A 16,275-nucleotide genomic window follows, 5' to 3' on the forward strand; every position below is an offset into this window, starting at 1 on the left:
AGGGAGTTTAGCTCAGCTGGGAGAGCATCTGCCTTACAAGCAGAGGGTCAGCGGTTCGATCCCGTTAACTCCCATTTTAGCGGGTGTAGTTTAGTGGTAAAACTACAGCCTTCCAAGCTGTTGTCGCGAGTTCGATTCTCGTCACCCGCTTTGAACTTTGTTCTTTGTACCAAGTTTTTGACTTGGGCGCGTAGCTCAGGTGGTTAGAGCGCACGCCTGATAAGCGTGAGGTCGGTGGTTCGAGTCCACTCGTGCCCATAGTGTTTAGTCCATTACTAGAGAATTGTAATATTATCTGTTCGCTAAGAGGACACGGGTTTATTCCCGTATAAACTATTTTGGAGGATTACCCAAGTCCGGCTGAAGGGAACGGTCTTGAAAACCGTCAGGCGTGTAAAAGCGTGCGTGGGTTCGAATCCCACATCCTCCTTTTGTATTAGCGCGGGATGGAGCAGCTCGGTAGCTCGTCGGGCTCATAACCCGAAGGTCGTAGGTTCAAATCCTGCTCCCGCAATAAGGCTCGGTAGCTCAGTTGGTAGAGCAATGGATTGAAGCTCCATGTGTCGGCGGTTCGATTCCGTCTCGCGCCATTTATATATTTTGGAAGGGTAGCGAAGAGGCTAAACGCGGCGGACTGTAAATCCGCTCCTTCGGGTTCGGGGGTTCGAATCCCTCCCCTTCCATTTTACGGGCATAGTTTAAAGGTAGAACTAAGGTCTCCAAAACCTTCAGTGTGGGTTCAATTCCTACTGCCCGTGTTAATAGAATTATGGCGGGTGTGGTGAAGTGGTTAACACACCAGATTGTGGCTCTGGCATGCGTGGGTTCGATCCCCATCACTCGCCTATTTTATATTATTGGGGTATAGCCAAGCGGTAAGGCAAGGGACTTTGACTCCCTCATGCGTTGGTTCGAATCCAGCTACCCCAGTTACTATTTGCCGGCGTGGCGGAATTGGCAGACGCGCTGGACTCAAAATCCAGTGTCCGCAAGGACGTGCCGGTTCGACCCCGGCCGCCGGTATAGTATAGCATTAAGGAACGTTGTAAATCTTCGTTCCTTTTTATATTATTTTTGGTATAATAGTTATTCAAAATTTATTTAGATTATGAAAGTGTAGGGAAGTATGTCTCGTTCTATCGATTTATTAAAACATCGATATTTGAAAAATATTAAAGAAAATCCTGAATTGTTTGTCGGGATTGAGCTGGAATATCCTGTTGTAAACTTGGAAGGAGCTGCTACAGATGTTGAAGTTACCAAGCACTTATTCCGATATTTAGTTTCTTCTTTTGATTTTACTATCGAAAAGGTAGATGATTTTGGGAATCCTATCCAGTTAGTAGATCCAGTAAGTCAGGATGCTATTTTATTTGAAGTTTCCTATACTACGATTGAGTTTGCATTTGGCAAGGCTGAAACGATTCAAGAGATCGAAAATCGTTTCAACAATTATATGGATGTAATTCAGAAAAAGTTAGCTGAATCAAACCATGCTATTGTTGGCTGTGGTATTCATCCTGACTGGGATAAAAATGAGAATTGTCCAGTGGCTTATCCACGCTATCAGATGTTGATGGATTATTTGAATTTGAGTAGAAATATTACTAAATCAGACTTACATCATTTCCCTGAATATGGTGCTTTTATCTGCGGGAGTCAGGTCCAGCTGGATGTTTCAAAGTCTAACTACCTACGGGTGATTAATGCTTTTACCCAAATTGAAGCAGCTAAGGCTTATTTATTTGCAAACTCTGAGTTTTCGGGTGCTGATTGGGATACGAAAATTGCAAGGGATATTTTCTGGGAAGAATCGATGCATGGCATCTATCCAGAGAATGTCGGTGTCAATGCTAGACTCTTTGATGATGAGGAGGATTTTTTTGCCTATCTAAATCATTCTGCGATTTTTACTGCGGAACGTGATGAACAAACCTATTATTTTTATCCGATTCAGGCAAGGGACTATTTGGCTACGCCTGAAATCCAAGCATATGCACTTAATGGGGATGAGGTGCTTATTTATCCTCAAGAGAAGGATTTTGAAACCCATCGTAGTTATCAATACCAGGACTTAACGACTCGCGGAACAGTTGAGTTTCGTAGTGTGTGTACTCAGCCTCTAGATAAAACCTTCGCTTCTGCCGCCTTTCACTTGGGATTATTAGTTAATTTAGATAAGTTAGAAGCTTACTTAGAAACAGCACCTTTCTTTAAAGAATTTGGACGAAATTATAAGTTTTTAAGACGACAATTTTCTAAGAAGAAGCTTACAGATGAGGAAGAAACTGCGATTATTGAAATTTCCAAAGACTTACTTCTGTTAGCTGAGGAAGGTCTGAAGATGAGAAATAAGCAAGAAATGACCTACTTACAGCCTTTGAAAGAAGAATTGAGCCTATAATTTCTCTTATAAGGGGAGAATTTTCTGAAAAATCATGATATAATGGAAAAGACTATAGATAAAGGATAGAGAGTAATGACATTAGTTTATCAATCAACGCGTGATGCCAACAATACAGTAACTGCCAGCCAAGCTATTTTGCAAGGTTTGGCGACGGACGGCGGTTTATTTACACCGCTTACTTATCCAAAAGTAGATTTGGACTTTGACAAATTGAAAGATGCTTCTTATCAGGAAGTTGCTAAGCTTGTTTTGTCAGCATTTTTAGATGACTTTACAGCTGAAGAGTTGGACTACTGTATCAATAATGCCTACGATAGCAAGTTTGATACTCCAGCTATCGCACCATTAGTGAAATTAGATGGACAATACAATTTGGAACTCTTCCATGGTTCAACAATTGCTTTTAAGGATATGGCCTTGTCTATTTTGCCATACTTTATGACAACAGCTGCTAAGAAGCATGGTTTGGAGAACAAGATTGTCATCTTAACAGCGACATCTGGTGATACTGGGAAAGCTGCTATGGCAGGGTTTGCGGATGTTCCTGGTACTGAGATTATCGTCTTTTATCCAAAGGATGGTGTCAGCAAGGTACAAGAGTTGCAAATGACCACTCAGACTGGCGACAATACTCATGTTATCGCTATTGATGGTAACTTTGATGATGCGCAAACTAACGTCAAGCATATGTTTAACGATGTGGCTCTTCGTGAAAGATTAGCGGCCAACAAGTTGCAATTTTCATCGGCTAACTCTATGAATATTGGCCGTTTGGTGCCACAAATTGTCTACTATGTTTATGCTTACGCTCAGTTGGTCAAGACTGGTGAGATTGTGTCTGGTGATAAGGTCAACTTTACCGTACCAACAGGAAACTTTGGAAATATCTTGGCTGCCTTTTATGCTAAGCAAATTGGTCTGCCAGTTGGTAAATTAATCTGTGCTTCAAATGACAACAATGTTTTGACAGATTTCTTCAAGACACGTGTTTACGACAAGAAGCGTGAGTTTAAGGTAACAACTAGTCCATCTATGGATATTTTGGTATCTTCAAACTTGGAACGTTTGATTTTCCATCTTTTGGGTAATGATGCGGTTAAGACAGCAGAACTCATGAATGCTTTGAATAGCCAAGGTCAATATGAGTTGACTAATTTTGATGAAGAGATTCTTGAACTCTTTGCAGCAGAATATGCGACTGAGGAAGAAACAGCGGTAGAAATCAAGCGTGTTTATGAGTCAGATTCTTATATCGAGGATCCACATACGGCGGTTGCCTCAGCAGTTTATAAGAAATACCAAGCTGCTACTGGCGATGCGACTAAGACAGTGATTGCTTCAACAGCTAGTCCATACAAGTTCCCAGTAGTTGCAGTAGAAGCGGTAACAGGAAAAGCAGGCTTAACTGACTTTGAAGCCTTGGCTCAATTACATGACATTTCAGGAGTGGCAGTGCCACCAGCGGTTGATGGCCTTGAAACAGCTCCAGTTCGTCACAAGACAACAGTGGCAGCTGCTGATATGCAAGCAGCGGTTGAGGCTTATCTAGGACTTTAAGACAGAGGGAGTAAACTCGGTTGGGAAACCAACTGAGTTTCTTTTCATCAGGAGGAAGGATTGTTTAAGAAAAATAAAGACATTCTTAATATTGCCTTGCCAGCTATGGGCGAAAACTTTTTGCAGATGCTCATGGGGATGGTGGACAGTTATCTGGTAGCCCACTTGGGCTTGATAGCTATTTCGGGTGTATCAGTAGCTGGTAATATTATTACGATTTATCAGGCGATTTTCATCGCTCTGGGAGCTGCTATTTCCAGTGTTATTTCAAAAAGTTTGGGGCAGAAGGATCAGTCTAAGCTAGCCTATCATGTGACTGAGGCCTTGAAGATTACCTTACTATTAAGTTTCCTTTTAGGAGCTTTGTCCATCTTCGCTGGGAAAGAGATGATAGGACTTTTGGGGACGGAGAGAGATGTAGCTGAGAGTGGTGGACTCTACTTATCTTTGGTAGGAGGGTCGATTGTTCTCTTGGGGTTGATGACTAGTCTGGGAGCCTTGATTCGTGCAACGCATAACCCACGTTTACCTCTTTATGTTAGTCTCTTGTCAAATGCCTTGAATATTCTTTTTTCAAGTCTAGCTATTTTTGTTCTTGATATGGGAATAGCTGGTGTTGCTTGGGGGACAATTCTGTCTCGTTTGGTAGGTCTTGTGATTTTATGGTCACAATTAAAACTGCCTTATGCGAAGCCAACTTTTGGTTTAGATAAGGAACTGTTGACCTTGGCTTTACCAGCAGCTGGAGAACGTCTCATGATGCGGGCTGGTGATGTCGTTATCATTGCCTTGGTCGTTTCTTTTGGAACAGAGGCAGTGGCTGGGAATGCAGTCGGAGAAGTCTTGACCCAGTTTAACTATATGCCTGCCTTTGGTGTGGCTACAGCAACAGTCATACAAGTGGCTCGAGCGGTTGGAGAAGATGATTGGAAAAGAGTCGCTAGTTTGAGCAAGCAAACCTTTTGGCTCTCTCTGGTCCTCATGTTACCCTTGACCTTCAGTATCTATGCTTTGGGTATACCACTCACTCATCTCTATACAACTGATCCTCTAGCGGTTGAGGCTAGTGTCCTAGTGACACTGTTTTCACTACTTGGTACTCCTATGACGATAGGAACAGTCATCTATACAGCAGTCTGGCAGGGTTTGGGCAATGCTCGGCTTCCCTTTTATGCGACAAGTATAGGAATGTGGTGTATCCGCATTGGAACAGGATATCTGATGGGGATTGTGCTTGGTTGGGGCTTGCCCGGTATTTGGGCCGGAACCCTTTTGGATAATGGTTTTCGCTGGTTATTTCTACGCTATCGTTACCAGCGCTATATGAGATTGAAAGGATAGGAAATGCAAAAAACAGCTTTTATTTGGGATTTAGACGGGACTTTATTGGACTCTTACGAAGCAATTTTGTCAGGGATTGAGGAAACTTTTGCTCAGTTTTCTATTCCTTATGATAAGGAGCAGGTGAGAGAGTTTATCCTCAAGTATTCGGTGCAGGATTTGCTTGTGCAGGTGGCGGAAGAGAGAAAACTGGATGTGGAAGTGCTAAATCAGGTGCGTGCTCAGAGTCTGGCTGAGAAGAATGCTCAGGTAGTCTTAATGCCAGGTGCGCGTGATGTGCTAGCTTGGGCAGAGGAATCAGGAATTCAGCAGTTTGTTTACACTCATAAGGGAGACAATGCTCTTACCATTCTCAGAGACTTGGGTTTGGAATCTTATTTTACAGAGATTCTAACCAGTCAGAGTGGCTTTGCACGCAAGCCTAATCCGGAAGCGGCTACCTATCTGTTAGACAAGTATCAGTTGGATCCTGAGAAAACCTATTATATAGGGGATCGGACTCTGGATGTGGAATTTGCCCAGAATAGTGGGATTCAAAGTCTTAACTTTTTAGAGTCGTCTTATGAAGGCAATCACAGGATTCAAGCGTTAGCAGATATTTCCCGTTTTTTTAAGGTTGAGCGATAAAAAGATTGTGTCAGTTTTGTGACAGAGACCTAACAAACTATTTCAAGTAACTGAGTTTGTTACAAGGAATAGACAGTTCTGTTAAATAGGCCCGAGAGGGCTTTTTTTCTGCTCTTTTTGTGTTATGATAGACAGGTACTCATTTGAAAGGAATTTGAAAGAATGAAGAAAAGAATATTATTAGCTTCAACAGTAGCTTTGTCATTTGCCCCAGTATTGGTAACTCAAGCAGAAGAAGTTCTTTGGACTGCACGTAGTGTTGAGCAAATCCAAAACGATTTGACTAAAACGGACAACAAAACAAGTTATACAGTTCAGTATGGTGATACTTTAAGCACCATTGCAGAAGCCTTGGGTGTAGATGTCACAGTTCTTGCGAATTTGAATAAAATCACGAATATGGACTTGATTTTCCCAGAAACTGTTTTGACAACGACTGTCAATGAAGCAGAAGAAGTAACGGAAGTTGAAATCCAAACTCCTCAAGCAGATTCTAGTGAGGAAGTGACAACTGCGACAGCAGATTTGACAACTAATCAAGTAACCGTTGATGATCAAACTGTTCAAGTTGCAGATCTTTCTCAACCGATTGCAGAAACTCCAAAAGCGGTAGAAACTACAAGTACAAAAGAAGTAGCAACAAGTTCAGAAGTTACAGAGACAGTGACTGCTTCAGAAGAAGTCGTGCTATCTACAGGAACTTCTGTTTCAGAGGAGCAAACAGCCGAAACAAGCAGTGCAATTGCAGAAGAAGCTCCTCGAGCAGCGACTCTAGCTGAGAAGCAGGAAATACAAACAGGCCCTCAAGCTGAATCAACGGTAGAAACAACTACAACTCCAGTAGAAGAAAAAGAAGTCTCGTCAAGTGAAGCTGCACCAACAGTTTCTACTTATCAACCAGAAGAGACGAAAATAATTTCAACAACTTACACAGCTCCAGCAGCGCCCGATTATGCTGGACTTGCAGTAGCGAAATCTGAAAATGCAGGCCTTCAACCACAAACAGCTGCCTTTAAAGAAGAAATTGCCAACTTGTTTGGCATCACATCCTTTAGTGGTTACCGTCCAGGAGACAGTGGAGATCATGGAAAAGGTTTGGCTATCGATTTTATGGTGCCAGAAAGCTCAGAACTAGGGGATAAGATTGCGGAATACGCTATTCAAAATATGGCTAGCCGTGGTATTAGTTATATCATCTGGAAACAACGTTTCTATGCTCCATTCGATAGCAAATATGGACCAGCTAATACTTGGAACCCAATGCCAGACCGTGGTAGCGTGACAGAAAACCACTATGACCACGTTCACGTTTCAATGAATGGATAAACCAGACTTTGTAATATCATTTTGACGAATGAGATATAGCTTTCGTGATAGGAAGCGAGTCTCGTTCGTTTTTTCTTTGTCATACTCTTCGAAAATCTCTTCAAACCACGTCAGTTTTAACTACAACCTCAAAGCTGTGCTTTGAGCAACCTACGGCTAGCTTCCTAGTTTGCTCTTTGATTTTCATTGAGTATCAATATGAATGGAAAATGGAAAGTTACCATCTTGTAATGAGTTAAGCAACATTCTTGCAATCTATTTTACTTTATATTATAATTGATTAGTCAAGTATTGATGAATCAATAGAAAGGAGAAAGAAATGATAGAGATTCAAGATTTACTGTATCAACTCCGCTTGTCTGAGCAAGCGAGTACGCAATTGTTTGAAAAAAGACTTGGGATTAGTTTGACACGGTATCAGATTTTACTGTTTTTGCTGGAGAATTCTCCCTGTAATCAAATGGGAGTTCAGGAGCGTTTGAAGATTGATCAGGCTGCTTTGACCCGACATTTCAAAATTCTGGAAAAGGAAGGTTTAGTGGAGCGTCATCGTAATCCTGAAAATCAGCGAGAAGTGTTGGTAGAGGCTACGAAGTATGCCAAGGAGCAGTTAGTGGTGAATCCCCCTCTGAAACATATCAAGGTTAAGGAAGAGATGGAAAGTATCTTAACAGAGTCTGAAAGAACAGAACTCAGCCGTTTATTAAATAAATTGGTTTTGGGCATTGAAAATATAGAAATTTAAGGAGAAATAGATGTCAATTATTACAATCATTTTAGCAACAATCGTTGCTTTGGAGCATTTTTACATTTTTTATTTGGAAAGTATTGCAACGCAATCAGATGCGACTAGTCGTGTCTTTAACATGGACAAGGAAGAACTGGCTCGTCCGTCAGTAACTTCATTGTTTAAAAATCAAGGGATTTATAATGCTTTGCTAGGAGTCTTTCTCTTGTATGGAATTTATTTCTCACAGAATTTAGAAATTGTGACTATTTTTGTTTTATTTGTGATTGGAGCGGCGGCTTATGGCTCTCTCACAGCAGATAAAAAAATTATTTTAAAGCAAGGCGGACCAGCTATTTTGGCCTTGATCAGTATTTTACTCTTTAAATAAGTTCAAAGGTCAATCTTAGTCTCTCTAGTCCTTTTCACTCCAGAATAAGGGAAATATGTTATACTTGATTTAAGAAAAAGTCTCATTGAATTGGTTTTGAGGAGTTAGAAATGAAAGTATTAGTGACAGGTTTTGAGCCCTTTGGAGGGGAAAAGGTCAATCCAGCTTTGGAGGCTATTAAAGGTTTACCAGCTGAAATCCATGGTGCTGAGGTTCGTTGGCTAGAAGTACCGACAGTCTTTCACAAATCGGCCCAAGTATTGGAAGAAGAGATGAACCGCTATCAACCGGACTTTGTCCTTTGTATCGGGCAAGCGGGTGGAAGATCTAGCTTGACACCTGAGCGAGTAGCTATTAATCAAGATGATGCACGGATTCCTGATAATGAGGGTAATCAACCGATTGACCTTCCCATTCGCCCAGACGGTGCTCCGGCCTACTTTAGTAGTCTGCCGATTAAAGCGATGGTTCAAGCTATAAAAAAAGAGGGCTTGCCGGCCTCTGTTTCCAATACTGCAGGGACTTTTGTCTGCAATCATTTGATGTATCAGGCACTCTATTTGGTAGAAAATAAATTTCCACATGTTAAGGCAGGTTTTATGCATATTCCTTATATGATGGAACAGGTGGTGAATCGACCGACCACTCCAGCTATGAGTTTAGTGGATATTAGGCGAGGGATAGAAGCAGCAATCGGCGCCATTATCGAACATGGAGATCAGGATCTCAAGTTGGTAGGCGGAGAAATTCATTGATAGAAAAAAGCTTGAGGGAAAACCTTCAAGCTTTTGGACGTTTTCGAGCCAATACTGCTCGGTAAAAAATTATTTTATTGATTTGAATGTAGGGTAGGAGTGAGAAACTAGCAATTCCAAAGGTAATCCAATTGAGGAAATACCAAGGAAGGAGTTGTAAGTCTAGGACAAAGCGCTGAAATTTGTAACCTTTCATTAAGAAACGGCTGGTTTTAAGTATTTGCCCTGGTTTAGCTTGTCCTAAGTCTAGGGTGTCACAGAGGAGAAATTCTACCTGTGAATAAGCATAGTATTGTGGAATATAGAGACTATTTCCGACAATCATCAAGAGGATACTTGCTAGAAAATAGAGACCAAAGGTCATGAGGAAACGCTCCGTTTCAACTGACGAGAGATCTAGATTGGGAAATTCAGGATGGATTGCAACGAATTTCTTTGCTAGAAAGCTACTGTAAAAAGGGAGGTAAATCCCAAGCAAACTAGGAATGCTCCATAAGAAGAGATAGAAACGTTTGAGAAGTAGAGTCAAAAAGGTCTGTGAAAAGTGTACTTCGTTAAAGAGAGTAAGACTATTTTTGACGGATAGTTCTGTATCTGGATTCTTGATGAGTTTTAGGGTTGTATAGACTGAACTGGTTAGAAGAATAGCTCCGATAAAGGAGACTAATAGCGGAAAAAGGTAGGCTTGGAATACATGGCCAAACACGCTTAAAAAGGGTTGTTCTAAAACACTCTCGTTAATGCGCTCTAAGGGATTGAGGAAGCCAGACAAGATGACCAGCATGCTAGGTAAGAGATAGACGAGAAAGAGGCGGGGATTTTCAGCCTGAAATTGTCTGGCCTGCAGACGAATGGTTTTTAAATCAATTTTTGGGTATTTCATTCTCTCATTATACCATAGTTCGTGACAGTTCCGGCTTTTTTTGATAAAATCATACAGTATGCCCTTGGGCACAAAGTATGAACTGGGACTGTCTTTCCCAGCTTCGGAGGTAAAAAATGTCAGATTCACCAATCAAATATCGTTTGATTAAGAAAGAAAAACACACAGGAGCTCGTCTGGGAGAAATCATCACTCCCCACGGTACCTTCCCGACGCCTATGTTTATGCCAGTTGGAACTCAAGCCACTGTCAAAACTCAGTCACCTGAAGAATTGAAGGAGATGGGTTCGGGAATTATCCTATCAAACACCTATCATCTCTGGCTTCGCCCTGGAGATGAACTCATCGCACGCGCAGGCGGTCTTCATAAGTTTATGAACTGGGACCAGCCTATTTTGACAGATAGTGGTGGTTTCCAGGTCTATTCTCTAGCAGATAGTCGCAATATCACAGAAGAAGGGGTAACCTTTAAAAACCATCTCAATGGTTCTAAGATGTTCCTATCACCAGAAAAAGCCATCTCTATTCAGAACAATCTGGGTTCAGACATCATGATGTCTTTTGATGAATGTCCTCAGTTTTATCAACCATACGACTACGTTAAGAAATCAATCGAGCGTACCAGCCGTTGGGCTGAGCGTGGTTTGAAAGCTCATCGTCGTCCACATGACCAAGGCTTGTTTGGAATTGTGCAGGGGGCTGGATTTGAAGACCTGCGTCGCCAATCAGCTCATGACCTTGTCAGCATGGATTTTCCAGGCTACTCTATCGGTGGCTTGGCAGTGGGAGAAACCCACGAAGAGATGAATGCTGTCTTGGACTTTACAACTCAACTGCTGCCTGAAAACAAACCTCGCTATTTGATGGGTGTCGGAGCGCCAGATAGCTTGATTGATGGGGTGATTCGTGGTGTAGATATGTTTGACTGTGTTTTACCGACTCGTATCGCTCGTAATGGGACTTGTATGACCAGTCAGGGACGTTTGGTTGTCAAAAATGCCCAGTTTGCTGAGGACTTTACACCACTGGATCCTGAATGTGATTGCTACACATGTAAGAACTATACACGCGCTTATCTTCGTCACCTGCTCAAGGCTGATGAAACCTTTGGTATCCGCTTGACTAGCTACCACAATCTTTACTTCTTGCTTAACCTGATGAAGCAAGTTCGACAAGCCATTATGGATGACAATCTCTTGGAATTCCGTGAGTATTTTGTGGAAAAATATGGCTACAATAAGTCAGGCCGTAATTTCTAAAATGGAATTGATATAAGCTAAAAATCCTAAGTTTTCTCTTGGGATTTTTCTTCTTTTTTTGATAGAATAAAGTGTATAATGAAAGGGAGAATAAACTCGTATGCGCATTAAATGGTTTTCCTTGATTAGGATTACTGGTTTACTACTGGTACTCTTATATCACTTCTTTCAGACCATCTTTCCTGGAGGATTTTTCGGGGTGGATGTCTTTTTCACATTTTCAGGCTTTCTGATTACGGCTCTACTTATCGAAGAATTTTCTAAAAATCACGAGATTGACTTGATAGGATTTTTTAGGAGACGTTTTTATCGGATTGTGCCACCTGTGGTTTTGATGGTCTTGGTAACCATGCCCTTTACTTTTCTAGTTCGGCAAGATTATGTGGCTGGAATTGGGGGTCAGATTGCGGGTGTTTTAGGCTTTATGACCAACTTCTATGAACTCCTAACAGGTGGGAGTTATGAATCTCAGTTTATTCCCCATTTGTTTGTTCATAATTGGAGTTTGGCAGTTGAGGTTCACTACTATATTCTATGGGGATTGGCAGTTTGGTTCTTATCCAAACAGGCTAAATCCAATGGTCAGTTGAAGGGGATGGTTTTTCTCTTATCAGCTGCTGCCTTTTTAATTAGCTTCTTCTCCATGTTTATTGGTAGTTTTCTAGTGACCTCTTATTCCTCTGTTTATTTCTCCAGTTTAACTCATGTCTATCCATTCTTTTTGGGAAGTGTGTTAGCAACTATCGTAGGCGTTCGTCAGACGACTTCCCTAGTTAAGCAGTTGGATAAAATCTGGGATTTACGAAAGACCCTGTTGATTTTTGCAGGAGGTTTTGGCTTCTTACTCATTTTGACCTTCTTTGTCAAATTTACCTATCTCTTTGCTTATCTTATGGGCTTCTTGCTTGCCAGTCTTGCAGCCCTTGCTATGATTCTGGTGGCGCGTGTCTTACATGAAAAGACTCCTAACATGCAGGAGCCAAAGATTATCAGCTTTTTAGCAGATACTAGCTATGCAGTTTATCTCTTCCATTGGCCTTTTTATATCATTTTCTCACAGTTGACCTCAAATCTTTTTGCTGTGTTACTGACTTTGATTTGTTCTTATGGATTTGCCAGTCTTTCATTTTATGTATTGGAACCTTGGATTGCAGGCAAGAACACACCTGTTTTACAAACTCTTCGTCCCCTGCCTTATATTCACGCAATTCTTGCAACAAGTACAGGAATCTTAGCCTTCATTGTCTTCTTAGTGACTTTGTTGGCACCACAAGTGGGAGCTTTTGAGACAGATTTGACTGTCAATGGTTTGAAGCAAGCTGCAACAAATATTAGCCAAACCAAGGTGATGACAGAACGGGCAGATGCAAATAGTTTGGGGATTGCTGATGGCACTATGTTAATTGGTGACTCGGTGGCTTTAAGGGCAAATACAGCCCTACAGACAGCCCTTCCTGGAGCACAGATTAACGCGCAGGTCAGCAGAACAACCAAGACCGCCAATGAAATCATGCTCAACAATAGCCAGAATAAATTTCTACCAAAGGTGGTGGTCATTGCGACTGGGGTAAATAATCCTGAAAATTACAAGGAAGATTGGGATAGTATCGTGAAAAATCTTCCTAAGGGACACCATATGATTTTGGTGACACCTTATGAAGGAGATAAAACAAAAGAGACCTATGCAATCGTTGAGAAGGCTGCTACCTACATGAGAGAATTGGCAGAGAAGACTCCTTATATCACCATTGCTGATTGGAATCAAGTTGCTAAGGAACATCCAGAAATCTGGGCAGGAACAGACCAAGTCCATTTCGGAAGTGACACTAGTAAAATTGAAGCCGGAGCTAAATTGTATGCAGAGACCATTGCCACAGCCTTGCAAACAGCTCAAGACAAGCCGGTCAAATCAAAATAACTTGTATTAAAAAGAGAAGAGTTGGAGAAATCCAGCTCTTTTAAAATATCTCTAGAAAATAGGTCTATACCATTTACAAATGAATCAGAAAAGTTTATAATGTAATTGACATAATAAATATCAAAAGTAATCTTTTAAGGAGGTCATTATTATGCCTAATTACGTTAAAGCGGATCAGTTTTTCTATCCATTTGGCATTCGTCGTGGTGGGTACTTAGAACTTATTGATGGTAAATTTGGGAAACATGTGGATCAAATTCCTGAAGGAGCAGAGGTTCTTGACTATACTGGTTATAGCATTGCACCAGGTCTTGTGGATACTCATATTCATGGATATGCAGGTGTAGATGTGATGGACAACAACATTGAAGGTACATTGCACACTATGAGTGAAGGACTTCTTAGTACCGGTGTTACCAGTTTCTTGCCCACAACTTTAACAGCCACTTATGAGCAATTGCTTGCAGTCACTGAAAATCTTGGAAACCATTATAAAGAAGCAACAGGTGCTAAGATTCGTGGGATTTATTATGAAGGTCCATATTTCACAGAAACTTTTAAGGGGGCACAAAATCCAACTTATATGAGAGACCCGGGTGTTGAGGAGTTTCATTCTTGGCAGGATGCTGCAAAAGGGATGCTAAATAAAATCGCTATTGCACCAGAACGTGATGGGGTGGAAGATTTTGTACGTACTATTACAGGTGAGGGTGTGACAGTTGCACTTGGACACTCAGATGCGACATTTGAACAAGCTAAGAAGGCAGTTGATGCTGGAGCTAGTGTATGGGTACATGCCTATAATGGGATGCGTGGTTTAACACACCGCGAACTCGGTATGGTAGGAGCTATGTATGAGCTCCCACATACTTACGCAGAATTGATTTGTGATGGTTATCACGTAGATCCAAAAGCTTGTGAGATTTTACTTAAGCAAAAGGGGACAGAAAACATCGCTCTTATTACGGACTGTATGACAGCTGGTGGGCTTGAAGACGGTGACTATATGTTGGGAGAATTCCCTGTTGTAGTAGCAAATGGAACTGCACGTCTCAAATCTACTGGTAATTTGGCAGGTTCTATCCTCAAACTTAAAGATGGTATGAGAAATGTAGTCGAGTGGGGTATTGCAAATCCACACGAAGCGGTCATGATGGCTAGCCTTAACCCAGCAAAATCTGTTAATATTGACGATGTTTGTGGACAAATCCGTGAAGGCTATGACGCTGACTTTATTGTATTAGATAAAGATTTGGAATTGGTAGCAACCTATCTAGATGGTGTGAAACGATATCAAGCATAAGAGAGAAGGCAGAAGTTAGAGACTAGCTTCTGCTTTTTTATGTATGGTACTTTACTGGTAAATAAAAAAGTTAAAAAAATCACAAAATAACTTGAACAAGTAAATGAAAAGGCTTACAATTATATTATAAATAATACAAATAAAAAAACGGAGGAGTGCTTTATGAAAGCCTATACTTATGTTAAACCTGGACTTGCTTCTTTTGTTGATGTTGACAAACCAGTGATTCGCAAGCCAACAGACGCTATTGTGCGTATCGTAAAAACCACTATTTGTGGAACAGACCTCCATATTATCAAAGGGGATGTCCCTGCTTGCCAAAGTGGTACCATTCTTGGTCACGAAGGGATTGGGATTGTTGAAGAAGTTGGAGAAGGAGTTTCTAATTTCAAAAAAGGCGACAAAGTCTTGATTTCTTGTGTCTGTGCCTGTGGTAAATGCTACTACTGTAAAAAAGGAATTTATGCCCACTGTGAAGACGAAGGGGGCTGGATTTTCGGTCACTTAATTGATGGTATGCAGGCTGAATATCTACGTGTCCCTCATGCAGATAATACTCTTTACCATACTCCAGAAGATTTGTCAGATGAAGCCTTGGTTATGCTATCAGACATTCTACCTACTGGATATGAAATTGGTGTCTTAAAAGGGAAAGTAGAACCTGGTTGCAGCGTAGCGATTATTGGTTCAGGACCTGTTGGATTGGCTGCTCTCTTGACAGCTCAATTCTACTCACCAGCTAAATTGATTATGGTAGACCTAGATGATAACCGCTTGGAAACTGCTGTATCATTTGGTGCGACTCACAAGGTTAATTCTTCAGACCCTGAAAAAGCCATTAAGGAAATTTATGATTTGACAGATGGTCGTGGTGTGGATGTCGCTATCGAAGCTGTTGGTATTCCTGCAACATTTGATTTCTGTCAAAAGATTATCGGTGTAGACGGAACAGTTGCCAACTGTGGTGTACATGGTAAACCAGTCGAATTCGATTTGGATAAACTTTGGATTCGCAACATCAATGTAACAACTGGTTTGGTATCTACAAATACAACTCCACAATTGTTGAAAGCTCTTGAAAGTCATAAGATTGAACCAGAAAAATTGGTAACTCACTATTTCAAACTAAGTGAAATTGAAAAAGCCTATGAAGTCTTCAGTAAGGCAGCAGACCACCATGCAATTAAGGTCATCATCGAAAACGATATTTCTGAAGCCTAGGTAGTAAAAAGATTTTGGAACATAAGCAAATAGAAATTCAGTCATCCATCAGATGGCTGGATTTTTTATCAAAAAAATTAAGAAATGAGCATATTTCTTTCCTTGTTTGGCGGAATTGGTTATAATATACGGTACAAAGGAATGAATGAATATGTATCGTGTTATAGAAATGTACGGAGATTTTGAACCTTGGTGGTTCTTAGAAGGTTGGGAAGAAGATATTGTAGCAAGTAGAAAATTTGACCAGTATTATGATGCTCTCAAATACTACAAAACTTGCTGGTTTAGATTGGAACAAGAATCCCCTCTTTATAAAAGTAGAAGTGACTTGATGACTATTTTTTGGGATCCAGAAGACCAACGTTGGTGTGATGAATGTGACGAGTATTTACAACAATACCATTCTTTGGCTCTTTTGCAGGATGAGCAGGTTATTCCAGATGAAAAATTACGTCCAGGCTATGAAAAACAAACAGGTAAGGAAAGGCACCGTTCTTGCCGTATGAAATTAAAATAGAGAAAAAGTAACTTTTTGGGAGTTGCTTTTTTTATTTTTCCAA

14 protein-coding genes and 11 tRNA genes are annotated in these 16,275 nt (G+C 40.9%); 24 read left to right on the plus strand and 1 reads right to left on the minus strand.

Annotation, left to right across the window (positions count from 1 at the left end; all coding sequences use genetic code 11):
* Position 1: 1 nt before the first annotated feature.
* From HT689_RS08495 to pcp, 19 genes are all read left to right on the plus strand, one after another.
* Positions 2 to 74 (plus strand) — tRNA-Val (locus tag HT689_RS08495).
* Positions 75 to 79: 5 nt separating this feature from the next.
* Positions 80 to 150: transfer RNA gene (locus HT689_RS08500), tRNA-Gly, on the plus strand.
* A 34-nt stretch (positions 151 to 184) separates the two neighbouring features.
* Positions 185 to 258 (plus strand) — tRNA-Ile (locus HT689_RS08505).
* Positions 259 to 340: 82 nt separating this feature from the next.
* Positions 341 to 430: transfer RNA gene (locus tag HT689_RS08510), tRNA-Ser, on the plus strand.
* 10 nt (positions 431 to 440) lie between these two features.
* Positions 441 to 514 (plus strand) — tRNA-Met (locus HT689_RS08515).
* A gap of 3 nt (positions 515 to 517) precedes the next feature.
* Positions 518 to 590, plus strand: a tRNA-Phe gene (locus HT689_RS08520).
* 12 nt (positions 591 to 602) lie between these two features.
* Positions 603 to 683, plus strand: a tRNA-Tyr gene (locus tag HT689_RS08525).
* A 4-nt stretch (positions 684 to 687) separates the two neighbouring features.
* Positions 688 to 758, plus strand: a tRNA-Trp gene (locus HT689_RS08530).
* A gap of 14 nt (positions 759 to 772) precedes the next feature.
* Positions 773 to 845 (plus strand) — tRNA-His (locus HT689_RS08535).
* Between the two features lie 13 nt (positions 846 to 858).
* Positions 859 to 930 (plus strand) — tRNA-Gln (locus tag HT689_RS08540).
* Positions 931 to 939: 9 nt separating this feature from the next.
* Positions 940 to 1,023, plus strand: a tRNA-Leu gene (locus tag HT689_RS08545).
* A 103-nt stretch (positions 1,024 to 1,126) separates the two neighbouring features.
* On the plus strand, positions 1,127 to 2,404 hold the full coding sequence (locus HT689_RS08550) for a gamma-glutamylcysteine synthetase (RefSeq protein ID WP_173227121.1): 1,278 nt from the start codon (positions 1,127 to 1,129) through the stop codon (positions 2,402 to 2,404).
* 75 nt (positions 2,405 to 2,479) lie between these two features.
* A complete protein-coding gene (gene thrC / locus HT689_RS08555) occupies positions 2,480 to 3,964 on the plus strand; it encodes a threonine synthase (protein ID WP_173227119.1) in 1,485 nt (494 codons plus the stop codon).
* A 60-nt stretch (positions 3,965 to 4,024) separates the two neighbouring features.
* A complete protein-coding gene (locus HT689_RS08560; protein WP_173227117.1) occupies positions 4,025 to 5,305 on the plus strand; it encodes an MATE family efflux transporter in 1,281 nt (426 codons plus the stop codon).
* Positions 5,306 to 5,308: 3 nt separating this feature from the next.
* Positions 5,309 to 5,932 (plus strand): HAD family hydrolase, encoded by a 624-nt coding sequence (locus HT689_RS08565; RefSeq protein WP_173227115.1) that lies wholly within the window; start codon positions 5,309 to 5,311, stop codon positions 5,930 to 5,932.
* Positions 5,933 to 6,094: 162 nt separating this feature from the next.
* Positions 6,095 to 7,258, plus strand: a complete 1,164-nt coding sequence (locus HT689_RS08570) for a LysM domain-containing protein (protein WP_173227113.1) — start codon at positions 6,095 to 6,097, stop codon at positions 7,256 to 7,258.
* A 319-nt stretch (positions 7,259 to 7,577) separates the two neighbouring features.
* The gene (locus tag HT689_RS08575) at positions 7,578 to 8,003 is read left to right on the plus strand and encodes a MarR family winged helix-turn-helix transcriptional regulator (protein ID WP_173227111.1); all 426 of its coding nucleotides are present in this window, start codon (positions 7,578 to 7,580) and stop codon (positions 8,001 to 8,003) included.
* A 10-nt stretch (positions 8,004 to 8,013) separates the two neighbouring features.
* The gene (locus tag HT689_RS08580) at positions 8,014 to 8,376 is read left to right on the plus strand and encodes a DUF1304 domain-containing protein (protein ID WP_173227109.1); all 363 of its coding nucleotides are present in this window, start codon (positions 8,014 to 8,016) and stop codon (positions 8,374 to 8,376) included.
* Positions 8,377 to 8,486: 110 nt separating this feature from the next.
* Positions 8,487 to 9,131, plus strand: a complete 645-nt coding sequence (gene pcp, locus HT689_RS08585) for a pyroglutamyl-peptidase I (protein WP_173227107.1) — start codon at positions 8,487 to 8,489, stop codon at positions 9,129 to 9,131.
* Between the two features lie 25 nt (positions 9,132 to 9,156).
* On the opposite strand, the gene HT689_RS08590 is transcribed toward pcp, so the two are convergent.
* Positions 9,157 to 10,014, minus strand: a complete 858-nt coding sequence (locus tag HT689_RS08590) for a DUF975 family protein (RefSeq protein ID WP_173227105.1) — start codon at positions 10,012 to 10,014, stop codon at positions 9,157 to 9,159.
* Positions 10,015 to 10,130: 116 nt separating this feature from the next.
* Here HT689_RS08590 and tgt point away from each other — a divergent pair, with 116 nt between their 5' ends.
* From tgt to HT689_RS08615, 5 genes are all read left to right on the plus strand, one after another.
* Positions 10,131 to 11,273 (plus strand): tRNA guanosine(34) transglycosylase Tgt, encoded by a 1,143-nt coding sequence (gene tgt, locus HT689_RS08595; RefSeq protein ID WP_001285237.1) that lies wholly within the window; start codon positions 10,131 to 10,133, stop codon positions 11,271 to 11,273.
* Between the two features lie 100 nt (positions 11,274 to 11,373).
* Entirely contained in the window at positions 11,374 to 13,191 is a 1,818-nt protein-coding gene (locus HT689_RS08600) for an acyltransferase family protein (protein ID WP_173227103.1), read from the plus strand.
* Positions 13,192 to 13,342: 151 nt separating this feature from the next.
* Entirely contained in the window at positions 13,343 to 14,494 is a 1,152-nt protein-coding gene (gene nagA, locus HT689_RS08605; protein ID WP_173227101.1) for an N-acetylglucosamine-6-phosphate deacetylase, read from the plus strand.
* Between the two features lie 162 nt (positions 14,495 to 14,656).
* Positions 14,657 to 15,715: a zinc-dependent alcohol dehydrogenase family protein gene (locus tag HT689_RS08610; RefSeq protein WP_000649461.1), complete on the plus strand. Its 1,059-nt coding sequence runs from the start codon at positions 14,657 to 14,659 to the stop codon at positions 15,713 to 15,715.
* A 151-nt stretch (positions 15,716 to 15,866) separates the two neighbouring features.
* Complete coding sequence (locus HT689_RS08615; protein WP_000286413.1) at positions 15,867 to 16,232, plus strand: DUF1033 family protein; 366 nt, start codon at positions 15,867 to 15,869, stop codon at positions 16,230 to 16,232.
* The last annotated feature ends 43 nt before the right edge of the window (positions 16,233 to 16,275 follow it).

The sequence above is a fragment of the Streptococcus sp. 2342 genome, from assembly GCF_013276795.1.
Lineage (GTDB): Bacteria > Bacillota > Bacilli > Lactobacillales > Streptococcaceae > Streptococcus.

Bases quoted from the DNA above. Each gene is read 5' to 3' on its own strand.
- tgt (WP_001285237.1), top strand. From the start codon at position 10,131: ATGTCAGATTCACCAATCAAATATCGTTTGATTAAGAAAGAAAAACAC.
- HT689_RS08570 (WP_173227113.1), top strand. From the start codon at position 6,095: ATGAAGAAAAGAATATTATTAGCTTCAACAGTAGCTTTGTCATTTGCC.
- HT689_RS08610 (WP_000649461.1), top strand. From the start codon at position 14,657: ATGAAAGCCTATACTTATGTTAAACCTGGACTTGCTTCTTTTGTTGAT.
- thrC (WP_173227119.1), top strand. From the start codon at position 2,480: ATGACATTAGTTTATCAATCAACGCGTGATGCCAACAATACAGTAACT.
- HT689_RS08615 (WP_000286413.1), top strand. From the start codon at position 15,867: ATGTATCGTGTTATAGAAATGTACGGAGATTTTGAACCTTGGTGGTTC.
- nagA (WP_173227101.1), top strand. From the start codon at position 13,343: ATGCCTAATTACGTTAAAGCGGATCAGTTTTTCTATCCATTTGGCATT.
- pcp (WP_173227107.1), top strand. From the start codon at position 8,487: ATGAAAGTATTAGTGACAGGTTTTGAGCCCTTTGGAGGGGAAAAGGTC.
- HT689_RS08600 (WP_173227103.1), top strand. From the start codon at position 11,374: ATGCGCATTAAATGGTTTTCCTTGATTAGGATTACTGGTTTACTACTG.
- HT689_RS08590 (WP_173227105.1), bottom strand. From the start codon at position 10,014: ATGAAATACCCAAAAATTGATTTAAAAACCATTCGTCTGCAGGCCAGA.
- HT689_RS08575 (WP_173227111.1), top strand. From the start codon at position 7,578: ATGATAGAGATTCAAGATTTACTGTATCAACTCCGCTTGTCTGAGCAA.
- HT689_RS08580 (WP_173227109.1), top strand. From the start codon at position 8,014: ATGTCAATTATTACAATCATTTTAGCAACAATCGTTGCTTTGGAGCAT.
- HT689_RS08550 (WP_173227121.1), top strand. From the start codon at position 1,127: ATGTCTCGTTCTATCGATTTATTAAAACATCGATATTTGAAAAATATT.
- HT689_RS08565 (WP_173227115.1), top strand. From the start codon at position 5,309: ATGCAAAAAACAGCTTTTATTTGGGATTTAGACGGGACTTTATTGGAC.